This window comes from Phaeodactylibacter sp., assembly GCF_022763345.1.
Classification (GTDB): domain Bacteria; phylum Bacteroidota; class Bacteroidia; order Chitinophagales; family Saprospiraceae; genus Phaeodactylibacter.
Genome location: NZ_JALEGS010000029.1, coordinates 18,344 through 34,921, shown reverse-complemented (window position 1 = coordinate 34,921; position 16,578 = coordinate 18,344). Strand labels below are relative to the sequence as shown.

At 51.7% G+C, this 16,578-nt stretch carries 12 protein-coding genes; 6 read left to right on the top strand and 6 right to left on the bottom strand.

Annotated elements, in window-relative coordinates:
- The first annotated feature begins 143 nt into the window (after nucleotides 1-143).
- From MRY86_RS08110 to MRY86_RS08095, 4 genes are all read left to right on the top strand, one after another.
- Complete coding sequence (locus MRY86_RS08110) at nucleotides 144-641, top strand: histidine phosphatase family protein (protein WP_293564216.1); 498 nt, start codon at nucleotides 144-146, stop codon at nucleotides 639-641.
- On the top strand, nucleotides 641-994 hold the full coding sequence (locus tag MRY86_RS08105; protein WP_293564217.1) for a DUF4296 domain-containing protein: 354 nt from the start codon (nucleotides 641-643) through the stop codon (nucleotides 992-994). The genes MRY86_RS08110 and MRY86_RS08105 overlap by 1 nt, the downstream gene beginning before the upstream one ends.
- Nucleotides 995-1,121: 127 nt before the next feature.
- On the top strand, nucleotides 1,122-1,808 hold the full coding sequence (locus MRY86_RS08100; protein WP_293564218.1) for a response regulator transcription factor: 687 nt from the start codon (nucleotides 1,122-1,124) through the stop codon (nucleotides 1,806-1,808).
- 47 nt (nucleotides 1,809-1,855) lie between these two features.
- On the top strand, nucleotides 1,856-2,914 hold the full coding sequence (locus tag MRY86_RS08095; protein WP_293571214.1) for an ATP-binding protein: 1,059 nt from the start codon (nucleotides 1,856-1,858) through the stop codon (nucleotides 2,912-2,914).
- Nucleotides 2,915-2,921: 7 nt separating this feature from the next.
- Here the strand turns inward: MRY86_RS08095 and MRY86_RS08090 are convergent, their stop codons facing one another.
- The 3 genes from MRY86_RS08090 to MRY86_RS08080 form a co-directional block, all read right to left on the bottom strand.
- Nucleotides 2,922-5,570, bottom strand: coding sequence for a gliding motility-associated C-terminal domain-containing protein (locus MRY86_RS08090; protein WP_293571212.1), 2,649 nt, complete (start codon nucleotides 5,568-5,570; stop codon nucleotides 2,922-2,924).
- 294 nt (nucleotides 5,571-5,864) lie between these two features.
- Complete coding sequence (locus tag MRY86_RS08085) at nucleotides 5,865-7,172, bottom strand: RagB/SusD family nutrient uptake outer membrane protein (protein ID WP_293564844.1); 1,308 nt, start codon at nucleotides 7,170-7,172, stop codon at nucleotides 5,865-5,867.
- A gap of 46 nt (nucleotides 7,173-7,218) precedes the next feature.
- A complete protein-coding gene (locus tag MRY86_RS08080) occupies nucleotides 7,219-10,089 on the bottom strand; it encodes a SusC/RagA family TonB-linked outer membrane protein (RefSeq protein WP_293564846.1) in 2,871 nt (956 codons plus the stop codon).
- 488 nt (nucleotides 10,090-10,577) lie between these two features.
- On the opposite strand from MRY86_RS08080, the gene MRY86_RS08075 reads away from it, so the two are divergent.
- Together MRY86_RS08075 and MRY86_RS08070 are read left to right on the top strand one after the other, a co-directional pair.
- Complete coding sequence (locus MRY86_RS08075) at nucleotides 10,578-11,903, top strand: DASS family sodium-coupled anion symporter (RefSeq protein WP_293564848.1); 1,326 nt, start codon at nucleotides 10,578-10,580, stop codon at nucleotides 11,901-11,903.
- A 10-nt stretch (nucleotides 11,904-11,913) separates the two neighbouring features.
- On the top strand, nucleotides 11,914-12,264 hold the full coding sequence (locus MRY86_RS08070; RefSeq protein ID WP_293564850.1) for a hypothetical protein: 351 nt from the start codon (nucleotides 11,914-11,916) through the stop codon (nucleotides 12,262-12,264).
- Nucleotides 12,265-12,300: 36 nt separating this feature from the next.
- Here the strand turns inward: MRY86_RS08070 and MRY86_RS08065 are convergent, their stop codons facing one another.
- From MRY86_RS08065 to MRY86_RS08055, 3 genes are all read right to left on the bottom strand, one after another.
- Nucleotides 12,301-13,983 (bottom strand): glutamine--tRNA ligase/YqeY domain fusion protein, encoded by a 1,683-nt coding sequence (locus tag MRY86_RS08065; protein ID WP_293564852.1) that lies wholly within the window; start codon nucleotides 13,981-13,983, stop codon nucleotides 12,301-12,303.
- A 38-nt stretch (nucleotides 13,984-14,021) separates the two neighbouring features.
- Nucleotides 14,022-15,968 (bottom strand): arginine--tRNA ligase, encoded by a 1,947-nt coding sequence (argS, locus tag MRY86_RS08060; RefSeq protein WP_293564854.1) that lies wholly within the window; start codon nucleotides 15,966-15,968, stop codon nucleotides 14,022-14,024.
- Nucleotides 15,969-16,053: 85 nt separating this feature from the next.
- Entirely contained in the window at nucleotides 16,054-16,488 is a 435-nt protein-coding gene (locus tag MRY86_RS08055; RefSeq protein ID WP_293564856.1) for a hypothetical protein, read from the bottom strand.
- Nucleotides 16,489-16,578: the final 90 nt, after the last annotated feature.

Here is a 16,578-nt window from a genome sequence, read left to right as displayed (position 1 = left end):
TCCCCACTCCGACCGCCTCCAAAATCTACCAAACGACATTGCAACTGTAAACGATTTGTTCTTTTGCAAAAAGCATTATATTTCCCCTCACCATAACCCTGAGGGGCCCGCAAACGTGCCTCCTCCGATCTGCACATTTAACTATGAAGACCATTTACTTCGTCAGGCACGCAAAATCCAGTTGGGAGGATGCCAGCTTGAGAGACTTTCAAAGACCTCTGAATAAGCGGGGGCTGCGTGATGCGCCATTCATGGGCAAGCTACTGCGTGCCAAAGGCTTAGCCCCGGACCGCATCATCAGCAGCCCGGCGGTGCGCGCCCGTACCACCGCTAAATATTACGCAAAAGCCCTGCAATACCCCGAAACGGAAGTGCAGGAAGAACCACTCATTTACGAAGCCTTCCCGGAAGATATTTTGCGGCTTATCGAGCAGTTTGATGCGGCATGGAAAGTGGTTTACCTTTTCGGGCACAATCCTACCTGGACCACCCTTGCCAATTCCTTTGCCGAAACCTTTATCGCCAATATTCCGACCTGCGGGACGTTTAGAGTAGATGCAGAGGTGGACGACTGGGCTGCATTCACCACCCAAACCGGCCGCCTAAGCGAATTTCATTACCCGAAACAGTATTTTTCCTAATGCGATACGCCATCTTACTCCTGCTTGCCTGCTGCCTTAGCTTGTTTTTTTCCGGCTGTGAAACACCGGAGGAAAAACCCCGCATCTCAGAAGAAAAGCTAATTGATGTGCTGGCGGATGTGCATATTGCCGAAGCTGCCCTGCAGGCCCTCAGAGGCCAAACCAAGGACAGCATGTCTCAAACCTACTACCAGCAAATCTACACCATACACGGCATAGACTCGGTGGAAATGCAGCAAACACTGGAGGCCATGCGGGAAAAACCAGAAGAAATGAAGGCCCTCTATGATAAGGTGATGGAGCGCGTGGAAAAGCTCAACGCCAAGTCCAAAGACCCGGAAGAGCGGGACTGACCGCCATTTCTTAACATATACTTAATGCCCCTTTCGCTGAATCCGCCTGGTGAAGCCGTTAACTTTGACGGCATGCGACTTGGGCTACTATTTATTATAGCCCCTTTTTCAACCAATCCTCACATAGATGGACCCTGTCAAAATTCTCATTGTAGATGATGAACCAGATATACTTGATTTTATCCGGTATAATCTCGTTAAGGAAGGATTCGAAGTCTTTACCGCATCCAATGGAGAAGATGGCATTAAGACTGCCGAACAAGTAAAGCCCCGCCTGATCATCCTGGATATCATGATGCCAAAAATGGACGGCGTGGAAGTATGCCGGCAGTTGCGGAGCAAACCAGAGTTTGAACATACCCTGATCACCTTCCTCACTGCACGAGAGGAGGATTATTCCCAAATTGCGGCGCTAGACGTGGGCGGAGATGACTACATCACCAAACCCATCCGTCCCCGGGTATTCCTCAGCCGTATTAAAGCCCTGCTCCGGCGCTCCGAACGCCGGGAAGAAGAACGGGAAGAACCGAATACGCTCTCCATAGGCGACCTCATCATTGACCGGGACCGGGTCACCGTCACCAAGGGGGAAGAAGTTATCGAACTGGCAAAAAAGGAATTCGAGCTGCTTTACCTGCTCGTGTCCAAGCCCGGCAAAGTCTTTTCCAGAGAGGAAATCTTCAATAAGGTTTGGGGCACGGACGTCATCGTTGGCAACCGCACCATTGATGTCCACATCCGGAAACTCCGGGAAAAGATTGGAGACCATTACATCAAAACCATCAAAGGTATTGGCTATAAGTTTGAATTTTAGACCCCGTAAGACCGCCTCATAATCCCATCAAACATAACAACGACCTGATGCTCAAAAACCCTACGCCTCAGCAAATTGCACAAATTGTTGCGCTGTACATCACGGCATCCTCCCTATTCGTCTGGGGGGTGCTTGAGGTAGTGCGTGCCCGTTTTGAGTTCACTTGGATGTTTACCCTTGCGCTACTCGGCATTGCCCTGTTTGCCTCTGCGTATCTGATTACCATTTTCTACCTGCGCAAGTACATTTACCGTAAGATCAAACTCATCTACAAAACCATCCATAAGCACAAAGTCTCCCCACAGGAGAAAAATAAAAACATTGATGTACGCGAAAACATCATTGACGAGGTAGAAAAACAGGTCGCAGAATGGGCCGAACAGCAAAAGGAGGAACTAGACAAGTATAAGGCATGGGCAGAGTACCGCCGTAACTTTGTTGGCGACATCTCCCACGAGCTCAAAACCCCCATCTTCAATATTCAGGGCTACCTGCATACCCTCCTCGACGGTGCACTGGAAGACCCCAACGTCAACACCACCTTTCTCAAAAAAGCCGCCAAGAACCTGGAGCGCCTCCACATCATTGTGGAAGACCTGGAAGCCATTTCCCGCCTCGAATCCGGAGAGCTAATGCTGGAGATTCAGAGCTTTGATATCTACACCTTGGCTGCTGAAGTTTTTGAGGACTTGGAATTCAAAGCCAAAGAACGAAATATTACACTCGAATTCAAGGATGGGGCTTCTCAGAGTTTTAAGGTACAGGCTGACCGGGAGAGCATCCGTCAGGTACTGACCAACCTGGTGAGCAACTCCATCAAGTATGGGGAAGAGCATGGCCGCACCCGCATCGGCTTCTACGATATGGACGGCAATATCCTCATCGAAGTCGCAGACAATGGGCTGGGCATCCCCAAAAAACACCTCAACCACGTCTTCGACCGCTTCTACCGGGTAGACAAAAGCCGTTCCCGGGAGCGCGGCGGTTCAGGGCTGGGCTTGTCCATTGTAAAGCACATCATTGAAGCGCACAAACAGACCATCAACGTGCGGAGTACGCCTGGCCTGGGCTCTACTTTTGGTTTCACCCTAAAAAAGGGTGCCTGATTGATCGCTACCGGATCAGATTTACTTCTCCTGACCGCTCCACAGCAACGCCATTGCCTCTTTCCAGTACCAAATGATATCCGTAGACGCCTGCCGGAGCAGTCTCCCCTTTGTACAATCCCTCCCAACCCGTCTGACTAGCAGGAAGCTGGAAATCGCTTGCTTCATAAACCAGGCTGCCCCAGCGGTTGAAAACGCGGAAGCTGACACCCCGGACAAATTCCGGGCCGGCGTAGGGCCGGAGCACATCATTGATGCCATCGTTATTGGGTGAAAAAGCAGTAGGCACATAAATCCGCTCCACATTATTCACCTCCACGACGATGCTTGCTGTAACTGTACAGCCATCACTCGTAGTGCCGGTAACGGTGTAGGTGGTGGTGCGCTCCGGGCTTACCCTCACCGTTGCACAGCCCTGGCATACTGCCGGTTCCCAAACCAGGTTCTCAGGAAGCTCCGTACCTGCGTCCAGCGGTTGCGCCACCAGGTCTATGGAATCGCCCGGGATAATGATGGGTGCTGACCCCTGCCCGGGCGAGAACAGCCGAAAACCTCCCGGAGCCGCTGATTCCAAGTCAAATAGCGCAACGCCCTCACAGCCACCGCCATCCTGTACACGGAGGCTGTAACTCCCCGCTTGCAACCCTGTAAAGGAAGGGGACTGCTGCAACGATTGGTCATTTAAGCCAAACAAATAGGGCGCCTGCCCACCAACAACACTATCCACGCTTAGGCTTCCGGTCCCATCAGGTGTGCAGCCCGGATTGGTGATACTAACAATTAATTCAGGGGTAGTCCGATTGTCAGCAACTGTTAGGGTGACCGCGTTCGTACATCCGGTACTCGTATTCGTGACTTCAAGTAGATAATCGCCTGCTTCAGAGGCAGTGGGGTTAGCGATGCCTGTATCGGACAGCACGCCTCCGTCCAGGGGCGTCCATGCATAAGCAAACCCAGCCATAGCGGGGCTGCCGACAACGACCTCATCGGTATCACAGTCCAGGCTGTACGGCCCACCGGTTTCCACCAAAGGAACCGGAAGGATATCAAGATTGAAAAAGGCAGAATCCGGCTGGCAAATACCATTGTTTTGCATGTAGGCTATTTGGATAGCTCCGGAAGTAGTCAGTTGCGCCAGGTTGAATTGCCCGGTGGAGGCATCGAGGGCGCCACCGGGTACATCTCCTGCGGTAACGGCCCAGGTCCCGCCCGCGTCCGCTCCGGCCAGAATACCGCTCAAGTCCAACAGGCTGTCCAGTGCCGCGCAAAAGTCCAGGTCCTTCCCTACTCCGGCAGCCGGGAAAGGCACAACATCGAAATCCAGGGACGGGAAGGGGCCATTGTGGATACAGGCTGGGGCGCTGCTATCAGAAAAGCTGGTAATGGCAATGCTCCCGCTGCCTGGAACAGGCACAGACAGGTTATTCATCCCGGCTTGCAGCCCCGGAAGGGTATTCGTCAGCCCATTATAGGTGTACTCCATCGTAAAGGGGCCCGGGCTTTCTGTCTCAATAAGCAAGGCCAGGTCCAAAGGCGAGCCTTCGCAAATTTCGGTTGCCCCTTCCAATTCTAAGGTGTAATCCGGGCATTCCAGCGTGGTGCATCCTCCAGAGTAGACGTGGCTCAGGCAGCCTTCCGCTGACGCGGCAAACAGCTCGTAATTCACCTGCTGATTCTCCGTCAGCCCTTCGATCAGGTAAGTGGTATCGGAAGTGAAGGTCCCTACTGGCCCGTCTAGCACATCCATTTGGTACGTGCTTGCCCCCATCGTAGGCGACCAGGACAAGAGGATGCTGTTCGTATTAGCTTCGCAAACGACATCAGGGACTGTACCCGGCGTTTCGCCCACGGTAATGGTTAGCTCTGCAGTGGCTTCGCAAACCGGGCCGAAGCTGATGTCATCGAGTGCAAAGTCGTTGCCCGTAGACTCGTTGTTGACATTGGTCACGCAAATTTCCACATCAGTGGCGCCCCCCGAATTCCAGGTGGCATAGAAGGGCACCCACTCGCAAGTGACCGGGGTGGCTTCTGCGGTATTGCCCAACAGCATGCCATCGAAGGAGAACTGCAGATTCGCAGGGTTTTCTGTAGTCACTGAAGCGACCCAGGCCGAAAAGGCATAGTCTGTGCCGGGCGTAACGCTCACCACCTGACACCAGACATCGTTTTGCTGATCGGAGCTGTTCACCACCATCATGTTGCCATTGCCCGAGGTGTGATCACCGCAGGGCGCAAAGTCCTCATGGGTAGACATCGGGTTGTTGCTAATCAGGTACTCACCTTCGTTATGCAGGGGCCCGTTTGGCCCACCGCTACCCTGCCCATAATCGGTAGTAAACCCTACATTGCCCAGCGCAAAGTCGCCGTTGAAAATAAGGTTTTCGCCTATCGCCTGGGCAGTGATGGTGTAGGTTTGGGTCGAAGTTAGGGTTGCGGTTGTCACGGCGGCTGATGGGTCGGCCAGCCCGGTAGAGGGCGACCACTGAAAATTAAATGGCGTGGTAGAGAAAACGGCACCAACCGGCACCGGCTCGCCAGGCGTGCACAATGTGGTATCCGCTGATACCGTGATGGTAAAATTGTCACAATCCTGAGCAAAACCTATCCTTCCAAACAGCAGCAAAAAGAGACAAAAGCCTGCTAAGCGAATATTCATAGCGATTCATTTTTTCGGAAACAAAAAACAAAAGGAGCCCGACCCCATAGATCAGACCGCCCGTTTCCAATACCTGGAAACTGATTTAAGGCTGACCGGGGTAAAAAAGATTGGAGATTTGATTTGTTGCTGTGGTACCGGCAAAGATATAACAATCTGCCATAAGTGCAGCCCGGTTGAAATGAAGCTTTACGGAACGGTCGGTTTCCGCGTATTAAAATACAAATGCCCCGAAAGCCATTATTTCGCTTCCGGGGCATACTACAACTAGCGCTTAAGGCGCCTGCTTGTCAATTACTGATTCTCGTTGAGCGGAATCGGGAACTGCTGGAATACCTGATCACCAGGCCGGTCAATCGGCAGGTTATCCGCATTCAGCAAACCATAGCGGCGCAGGTCGAACATGCGGTGGCCTTCCCCCCAGAAGGAGTAGCGACGGTTGTACAGCATTTCCTCGATAAGCGCATCGCGGTTAACATCGCCGTCATAATCGCCAAGTCCATGCGCATTGCGGATCACATTGAGGGCCGTCACTGCATCATCCAGATTACCCTCCTGAATGCTAGCCTCCGCATAGATCAGGATCAGCTCCTCGTTTCGGATAATGTCGATTGGGTCGAGTGCAGACCCGTACAGGGCCGTCTCGTGCGTACCGTTCAGCCCGTCCTGAGAGGTGGCATCCACCCGTGGGCGGAACTTGGACAGCCGTGTATCTCCTTCCCGGATATCTTCGATATAGGAGTTGTGGACAATGATTTGGTCGCCGCTCTGCCCGGGAATTTTAAATACCGGATTCAGTACATCACCGGAAGCGGTGCTGAAGATCATTTCAGGCCCCACAGTGATGTCACCGTCAAGGTCCAGGAAGGAATCTTCCAGATAGCTCAGCGCATTACCGTACTGTTCAGCGTACGTAGCAGCACGGGCCGCTATGGCACGGTTGAACTCGGCGTAACCTTCTGGCGTTTCGAATCCACCTCCATATCCGTCTGTAAGCTGAAAGTGGAATTCACCGTTCTGCAAGTCTTCATATGCCTCATCCAAAAGGGTGAAAATTTCATTAAAAGCCTCTGCTTTGCTGACAAATGGCCCCAGGTTCTCCGGGTTGGCAACATCCACCCGAATGCCATTATCGTTAAGGCGCATGAGCTCCTGCAGGAACATCAGCGCTTTAACCGTTCTTGCATAGCCGCGGTAGCCAGCCAGCTCCGCTTCAGAAGCGCCCTGAGAATTGGGAAGGGCTTCCAACAGCAGGTTTACATTTTTCACTACCTGATAGCGGGTGCCCCATGGCGCAGTGAGGTAAAAAGTGTTATTATCCAGGCTCCGCCCTTCTTTGCCTAGCAAATCCTCTGTGTTACGAGGGTCCGCATCAAACAGGTAAAGCTCGCGGGCGACTGTGCCAGTGGAGGTAATGTACGTGTCCCAGGCCGTTCGCATCCGGGCTTCTGCTCCGTAGACCAAAAGGTCCAGCTCGTTGGGCTCTGCCTCCGAAAGGATAGCGCTCACGCTCGGGGCGTTGGGATCAAACTGCTCGTCGATAGTACAGGCACCAAGGACCAGCAGGCATAATGTGCTTATGATCAGATTTATATTTTTCATAGGAATGTTTCCTTTTTAGTTCAACAATTGGGCCGGTCTGACCTCATTAAAATTCAGCAGTAACATGGAAATAAGCCTGACGTGTACTTGGGAAAGGCGTTACTTCAATACCTGTGGACAAGCCAGTCGTTCCTTTGGTGGAAACTTCAGGGTCGTAGCTGCTGTAGTCGGTCAGGGTAAGCAGGTTACGGCCTGAGACACCCACACGCAGGCGGCTAATGGTATTGCTGAATTTAGGCAGGGTGTAGTACAAACCAACCTCACGCAGACGGAAGTAAGAAGCATCCTCCACAAAACCGACCAGATCATCGTATTCTTCAGGAGTAGTGCCGCCAAGGTTCGTTAGCAGACGGGACAGGTTAAGCACATCGCCTCCCTCTTTCCAGTGCGTCAGGAAGGTAAAGTCGATGTTGTTGCCAATCTTAATCTGGTTGAACCAGCCCAGCTGGAAGTCAGGCTCTACATCACCAATGGTTTCAGGGCCTTCTGCGCCATTACCTTTAAGTTGTGTGATGGGTTCTCCCTCTTCAACAAAGAAGGTACCCAGCCCTAGTCCGAAAGCAACGCCAGTTGGAACAAACGGAGGCACCCCCAGACGGGTCACTTCCGAACGGTTGTACCAGTAGTTGACGGTAGAGTTCCACTGGAACTTATCACGATTGACCGGCGTAAAGCCCAGCTGCAACTCAAGCCCCTGGTTACGAAGGTCAAAATCGTTCCGGCTTTCGTCCGCCCATCCCGTTGAAGATGGAATGTCAAATGGATAAAGGAGGCTTTCAACATCACGGATATAGTAAGTCACACCCAGGTTCAACTTGTTGTTCAGGATACCGATGTCAGCACCAAATTCCAATTCCTGAGAAGTTTCCGGCTCCAGATTTGGATCACCAAGGCTTCCACCGGAACGAATACCAACCTGTCCGCCGATGTTTACAGGTAGCAGTGTTGTAAACAGAGAACCAAAGGATGCACTGCTGCCGGTTTCACCGTAGGCCACGCGTAGCTTAAACTGATTCATACTATTGATGCTCCAGAAGTCGAAGTTCGCTACGTTAACGGCCAAAGATGCTCTTGGGAAAGCAAAAAACTCATTGGGTGCTCCGTTCAGACTGGACTTGTCAAAGCGGATACCCAAAGTACCAATGATTTTGTCGTCCCAGTTAATTTGCTCCTGAGCAACAATACCAAAGTCTTCTTCTGTAGCCAAAGCCTGGCTGATTTGCTGTGCGCCCGCGTTCTCAAGATTAGTCTGTCCGGGAATTAGCTGGGAAGCCCGGTTCAGAACCAGATCACGGTCGAAATTCAGGTAAGTCATACCTACCTGAGTATTAAAGTTAATGTTGCTCTCTGTGTAGTGGTCTAGTACCGCAAAAGCCTGGTAATTGTAATTAATCAATCCATTGCGGCCCTCACCAATGAATCCGTTGGTACCGCCCGCTTGTGCCTGATGGGTCTCCGGAACATAAACGGACGTTTCATTCATCAAGAAGTCAATACCCACATTACCCGTCAGCTTGAAAACCGTACGGTCGGTCTGATAGAGGTTAACCTCCATATTAGCACCGGAAATGAAGCGGTTGTTGCGCTCTTCGTTCCAGGTATTATCGCGAACAAAAATGGGGTTACCCGCCGCGTTAGGGTTCGTCGGGTAGTTGCCCAGTTCATCCGGGAACAAGTTCACCCAGTCACGCGTGAAAGCCAGGTTGTAGCCATAGCTCAGGCCTCCCTCGTTTTCATTACCGGTAAAGCTCCGGCTGGCAAATGAGTTGATGTAATTAGAGTTGATGCCAATCCGAACCCTATCTGAAATGCGGTGGTCCACATTCAAACGCATAGAGAAGCGTTCAAATCCGGTATTTTCAATAATACCTTCCTCGTCCCGGTAGCTGGTGTTGAAGTAGAAAGTCGTCTTCTCATTACCGCCGGAAATAGACATACGGGAATCCGTGATGAAGCCGTCATTGCCATAGATTTCCTGCTCGTAGTCAAACACTTCGCCGTCCGCTACAGCACGCTCAAAACGAGCCCGCTCATCCGGACCGAAGGCCTCTTCCACTTCGGCAGCCGTGTACTGACGGCGGCCCACAAAACGCTGAATGGTGTTCACACCAAAGTCCTGCTCGAAGCGTACCTTGGTTTTCCCAGCCTGCCCCTGCTTGGTCGTGATGATGACCACACCGGCATTCGCCCGTGTACCGTAAATGGCCGCGGCAGAGGCGCCCTTCAGCACCTCAATGCTTTCAATATCTTCAGGGTTCAGGTCCGCCAGACGGTTGGAAGCATTCTCCTCAGAGCCGGAGTTCGCACCGGAAGCAAAACGCAAACCACTCGGAATTTCAGCATTGCTGATGTACACCCCGTCGATAATAAACAGCGGCTGGTTGTTGCCGCTTAGGGAAGAAATACCCCGCAGGCGCATAGCAATACCACCACCGGGCGCACCGGAGCTGGAAATGATGTTCACGCCGGTCATCTTACCGTACAAAGCACCATCTATCGTTTGCTGAGTGGTCACCTCGGTAAGTTCCTGGCTCGAAATGGTAGATACGTTGTTCGCCAAATTAGAGCGTTTCACCCCTGAGGCCAGGCCCGTCACCACCACCTCTTCGAGATCGGCAATGTCTTCTTCCAGGATAACATTCAGGCGGTTGTTGTCCGGAGTGGCCTCTATTTCCTGGGAAGCAAAGCCGGTGTAGGAGAACAGCAGGACAGCACGCTCTCCTTTTACATTTAGATTGAAGTCACCGTTAAAATCACTAACGGTACCCGTTGTGGAACCTTTGACAATGATAGAAACCCCAATCAGAGGTTCTCCACTCCCATCGGTTACGTTGCCAGTCACGTTGAACTGAGCCATTGCTGTTGCAGTAGTGAACAGCAAAGCCAGCAGCATGCTGAACTTTGTAGAGTAATTCATACAATTTTGAGTTTAATGAACTAATGAATGCAAAACACGGTGGCGTAGGCCACTATGATATAGTAGTCAGGTCACACGTACTTCCGTAGCACATGAGCATTCGTACTGCTAAACTGGAAAAGTCAGGCAGTATACCCGGCCTTATGAATCGCTATTTATTTTGTGTGCCAATAAGCTGAAGGGCTGGAACTGGGGTGCAATTTTGTGTTTATGCCCTATCCTTTGTCGCGGGTTAAATATAGTAAATTTTCTCAGGCTTACATTTTTCTTCGTTTTTTTTGATAAAATTGGCAATTCACCCGTCAATAGTTGGCGGATCCCCCAGAAGGGAAAATTATTCAGAAGACACTCATTTTCAAAGTGATAAATATCAGTCCGGGTAAACTTTGGCATTCCGGTGTTATCCCCTAATATTGGCGCTTAATTCTATAGAGATGGAACTGATTTTCCAACGACTTCGACCTCACTGGCCTGCTTTAAGCATCGCAATGGCCTTTTTATTGGCCCATTCATTCGGTCTTTACCGGGCTGTGTTAGGGCTTGGGCCGGGCGAATCTGTGGCGCTGACCATTCTTTTGATCACGGCACTTTTCTGGATTACGGAAACGGTCCCCCTCTACATTACCAGCCTGGGGGTGCTCGCTATGAGTGTACTTTGGTTGCTCCCCGTACTCAATGGACTGGGCAGGGATGCACAAAAAGATGACTTCCTTCAGGCCTTTTTTGGAGACATCACCCTGCTGTTTATGGGCGGGTTTGTGCTGTCTGCCCTGCTCAATAAGTTCGGGCTGGCCCGGCGTATTGCCAACTGGATGATTCAAAAGACCGGCAGCGCCCCCGAACGGGTCCTCCTTGGCCTGATTGCCATTTCCGCCCTTTTGTCCATGTGGATGAGCAATACGGCTACCGCCGCTATGATGTTTGCGATTGTAGGCCCGCTCATTCTCCAAATCCCCGCAGGGTCTACCTTCTCTAAGGCTATTGCGCTGGCTATCCCCTTTGCCTGTAACATCGGCGGGCTGGGCACCCCTATTGGCACACCGCCCAATGCCATCGCCATGGAATACCTGAACAAGGCAGGTATAGAAATATCTTTTGCCCGCTGGATGGTCATCAGCATCCCCTTGTTACTGCTGCTGCTTGCAGCCCTTTGGCAATTGTTGCTCCGGCTTTATCCTCCTGGTGAGATTAAAATCACCATAGATGAAGACCCAACTTCGGCAGATAACTTCACTGTGAGGCAGAAAATTGTCATGGTCATTTTTGCCCTGACCATTCTTGGATGGCTTACCGGTGGCATGACGGGGCTAAGCACCGGATTTGTGGGGCTCCTGTGCATCATCATCAGTTTCGGCATTGGCTTGCTCAACACGGCTGATTTCCGAAATATTTCCTGGGACATCCTCTTTATGCTCGGTGGTGGCCTTTGCCTGGGCGTAGTGCTGGACGAAAGCGGCCTGACCGACACCATCGCTCAGGCCATCCCTATGGATCAGGGATTTCTGTTTGTCTTTGCCATACTGCTCCTGATGGCGGCCGGCATGACTACCGTGATGAGCAATACGGCTACCGCCAACCTTTTGATCCCGGTTGCGGTCTCTTTGCCCGGCAATGAGCTGCTGTTCTCCATTGCTATCGCTATTATGTGTTCCACTTCCATGGCGCTGCCCGTGAGCACTCCACCCAACGCAATCGCTTTCGGCTCAGGGCTCTTGCAGGCGAAGGATATGCTAATTGCAGGCTTAATACTAACTTTATTGGCTTTGATCGGTACTGCGGTCGCAAGTATTTTCTATATTCCCCTATTCTTTTAAACCCTAACCTATGGAACTTCACGCTCAGCATTGCCAGTTTTGTGATTCCACGGATATGAGGAATATCCTGGTCCGAAAAATCGGCGAGTCAGATAAGGTTTTTGTGCAGTGCCAGTCCTGCGGATCATTCGTGGCTAGTTACGTGATTGCCCCTCTGGGCTACTACCACCATGGCAAAGGCTACGATTCCTTCCTCCGGGGCATACACCGCAGCGGCGAGTTCATGAGCGGCAGAAATATTGCCCGTATGTTTGAAGACCGCAAAGAGCAGGATATCGAAGAGTTCAAGGAGGTCCTGCGCTTGATGGAAAAGAAAGAAGATACTCCCCCTCCAAAACAAAACCCCGGAGAAAATCAGTAATCTCCGGGGTTTAATGCCTTTCATTTTTAAGCCGGGCTAGCCTTTGTTCTGCAGTTTTGCCCAGGTATCCCGTAGCGTCACCGTCCGGTTGAACACCCAGTGATCGGCCTTAGAGTCCGGATCCACGCAGTAATAGCCCATCCGTAAAAACTGGAATTGCTGCCCGGCTTCCAGTTCTCCAACATTGGGCTCCACATAAGCCTCTTCCAGCACCTTCAGCGATTCCGGATTCAGAAACTCCAGGAAGTCCTTGTCCTCGTGACGGTCCGGTGTCGGATCAGTAAACAGCCGGTCGTAAAGCCGTACCTCAGCCTTGCGGGCGTGGGCGATGGATACCCAGTGCAGGGTACCTTTCGCCTTGATGCCGGAAGTATCCTCGCCGGAACGGCTATTGGGGTAGTACGTACAGTGTACTTCCTTAATTTCACCCGTGGACTCATCCTTTACATAGTCCTCGCAGTGCAGGATGTAAGCCCCTTTCAGGCGAACGTTCCGACCGGGGCCCATACGGAAGAATTTCTTCGGCGGGTCTTCCATAAAGTCTTTGCGCTCAATGTAAATCTCTCTGGAGAATGGCATCTCCCGGGTACCCATTGACTCATCCTCCGGGTTGTTCTCCACTTCCATCTGTTCTACCTGCCCTTCCGGATAGTTGGTGATTACCACCTTGAGTGGATCAAGCACCGCCATAATTCGCGGAGCGGTCTTATTCAGTTCGTCGCGCACACAGAATTCGAGTAGATTGAGATCAATAAGGTTTTCCCGTTTAGTCGTACCGGCTTTGTTACAAAAGGTACGGATAGCCATCGGCGGGTACCCCCGGCGGCGCATCCCAGAAAGCGTTGGCATACGGGGATCATCCCAGCCATGCACGTGATCTTCCTTGACCAGGCGGAGCAACTTTCGCTTACTCGTGATCATGTAAGCCACGTTCATGCGCGCAAACTCAATCTGGCGGCTGGGGAAAATTTCCAGCTTTTCGATGAGCCAGTTGTACAATGGCCGGTGGTGGAAAAACTCCAGCGAACACAAGCTATGGGTAATGCCCTCTATGGAATCGGACTGCCCGTGGGCGAAGTCGTACATAGGATAAATGTTCCAATCGCTGCCCGTACGGTGGTGGTCTTCCCGCTTAATACGGTAGAGCACCGGATCGCGGAGCAGCAGGTTGTCGTGCCCCATGTCGATTTTAGCGCGCAGTACCTTGGAACCATCCGGATACTTTCCGTCTTTCATGCCTTCAAAGAGCTCCAGATTTTCTTCCACGCTGCGGTTCCGATAGGGGCTTTCCTTACCTGGCACCCCGATATCGCCTTTCTGTTCTGCTATTTCCTCCGCCGAGGAGTCGTCTACATACGCCAGGCCTTTTTGGATAAGGTCCACCGCAAACTGGTACAACTGCGAAAAGTAATCGGAGGTAAATAAAGCCTCCCCTTCCCAGTCAAAGCCCAGCCACTGGACATCGCGCTTAATGCTCTCCACATATTCGGTTTCTTCTGTGCTGGGGTTGGTATCGTCAAAGCGGAGGTTGGTTTTGCCGCCGTACCGTTGAGCAATTTCGAAATTGACCGTTATGGCCTTGGCATGCCCAATGTGCAGATAGCCGTTGGGCTCCGGTGGGAAACGGGTATGTACCCGCCCGCCATGCTTGCCATTTTTGATGTCTTCTTCAATGATCTGCTCAATGAAGTTTAGAGATTCTTTGGTTTCGTTGCTCATATCTTTGGATTCTAATAGTCTTTTTTGGAAATCGGAAGTTACATCCGGGCTGGCATTTCGATGCCCAGGAGTTGCATCCCGGTCTTCAGCGTATGCGCGACCGCCTGTGACAGTTTCAGCCGGAAGGCTTTAGCCGCATCCGATTCTGCATTCAGAATACTGAAGTCGTGGTAGAACCGGTGGTACTGCTTGGCCAGGTCATAACAGTAATTGGCCACGCCTGAAGGATCATAATTGGCCGCAGCTTCCTGAATGATACCGGGAAAAGCGTATAGTTGACCAGCCAGCGCTTTTTCAATGGTTTCCAGTTTGGTGTATTCCGCAGCAGCCTGCAAATCCTGCTCACCACCCTTCCGAAGGACCGATTGGATCCGCACATAGGCATTTTGCACATAGGGCCCGGTCTGCCCTTGCATGTCCACCGATTCCTTGGGGTCAAAGACCATCCGCTTCTGCGGCTGCACCTTGATGATAAAAAACTTCAGCGCCGCCAATCCGATTTGCCGGATGATGGCTTCCCGTTCCTCTTTATTAAGGTCATCGAGCGTATCCCGTTCTTCCGTATTCTGCCGGGCCTCAGTAATGACCTCAGCCATCAGGTCGTCAGCATCCACAACCGTCCCTTCCCGGCTCTTCATTTTGCCGGAAGGCAGGTCGACCATGCCGTAGCTCAGGTGGTGCAGCCCGTCCGCATAGGGCTCGCCCAGCCGCTTCAGGGTTTCGAACAGGACCTGAAAGTGGTAGTCCTGCTCATCAGCCACCACATAGACCATTTTGTCCACGCCAAAGTCTTTGTACCGCTCCTGTGCCGTACCAATATCCTGCGTAATGTAGACGGATGTGCCATCACTCCGCAGCACCAGCTTGTGGTCCAGTTTGGCACCGGTCAGGTCAATCCACACGGAGCCGTCTTCCTTTTCATAGAAAACACCGTCCTGAAGCCCTGCCTTGATCGTATCCTTGCCCAATAAGTAGGTATCGGACTCGTAGTACAATTTATCAAACTCCACACCGAGCCGCTCGTAGGTCTCATCGAAGCCTTCGTATACCCAGCCGTTCATCTGCTTCCAAAGCGCAATGACTTCCTCGTCGCCGGCTTCCCACTTCAGCAACATCGCTTTGGCGGCCTGCCCGAGCTCGCTGTGCTCGTTGAAATAGGTGTTCTTGTAGATCGATCCGAAGAAATACTTTTCCAGCGTGTACTCTGAAGGGTCAAACGCCTTGCCTTCCCGTTCTGCTTTGCCTTTGGCTTTGCGGGTTTTCTCCTCTAGGGCTTTTTCAGCTTTCTTTACTGCTTTTTCATCGGCTTTCCAGGAAGCAAATGCCTGATGGCCAGCTTTTGAATCCTGCCAGGCTTTGTATTCTTCCTTGAAGGCCTGCTCAAACTTCACGTAGTAATGCCCGACGAAGTGGTCAGGCTTCTGCCCGGTGGAGGCAGGCGTGGCACCTTCGCCAAACCGCTGCCAGGCCAGCATGCTTTTGCAAATGGCAATGCCCCGGTCGTTGACGACCTGTACCTTCACCACCTCATAACCCGCCGCATCGAGGATTTGAGAAGTCGACCAACCCAGCAAAATATTCCGGATGTGGCCCAGGTGAAGGGGTTTGTTGGTATTGGGAGAGGAAAATTCGACCATCACCTTTTGCCCGTTGGCAGGCTGCCGGCCAAAGTCTTCCTTCGCGTAGATGTCGTCCAGGAAAGCCGTCCAAAAGCTGTCGCTGACCTCTAAATTGAGGAAACCTTTGATCACATTGAAATCAGCGATCTCAGCCACCTGATCTTTCAGGTACTGCCCCAGTTCTTCGCCAATTTGCTCCGGTTTCTTGCGTGCGATCTTCGTATAAGGAAATACCACCACAGTGTAATCGCCCTCAAACTCCTTGCGCGTGGGGGACAAATTCACGGAATCAGCAGTAAAGTCGGCATCGTACAGGCTCTTAACAGCCTGTACCACGCCAGATTGAATTGTATCTGTAATATTCATTCAACAGGGTATTGCGGCAAAGCGCCAAAAGTATCAATTTTTAAGGAGTTTCGTGCAGCTTTCTGCTGCCCAATTGTAAAGAGGTTCAGGCACGGGGGGAAGTACGCCTGAGCATGATTTTGCCTGGGATACATTCCGAATCGCCGGTATTGCCGCTCCAGGGGCCCTCCAGCTTGTCTTCTTTACCCTGAGCTACGATGAACAGCGTCGCCTCCTTGTAGCACCACTCCATATTCTCGTGCTTCCAGTGGTCAATGATCTTGCTCTCCTCCCAGTGAATGGCTTTATCGCCAACCAGCTGTCCCTCCAGCTTCATTTCAGCAAAGATATTTCCGTATTTGACGTAGGAACGACCGGTAATTTTTTTCCCTTCCTGTTGCAGGTAGAGCGTAAACTCATACTCCGGAGCATACCCTCCGGTATTTTGAGTGAGGGTGCCTGTCCAGGTGCCAGTGAAGTCATACTGTGCTTGAGTAACCGCCGGAAAGGCCAGTAACAGTAGTAGATAAAACAATTTCATAGCCGCTTGCAAATTAGATTCCTTTCATTTTTTTAAGCCGGGTCGATTGGACAACACTTCAGCCCGGAGGGTAGTTCCCATTGAGCGAAA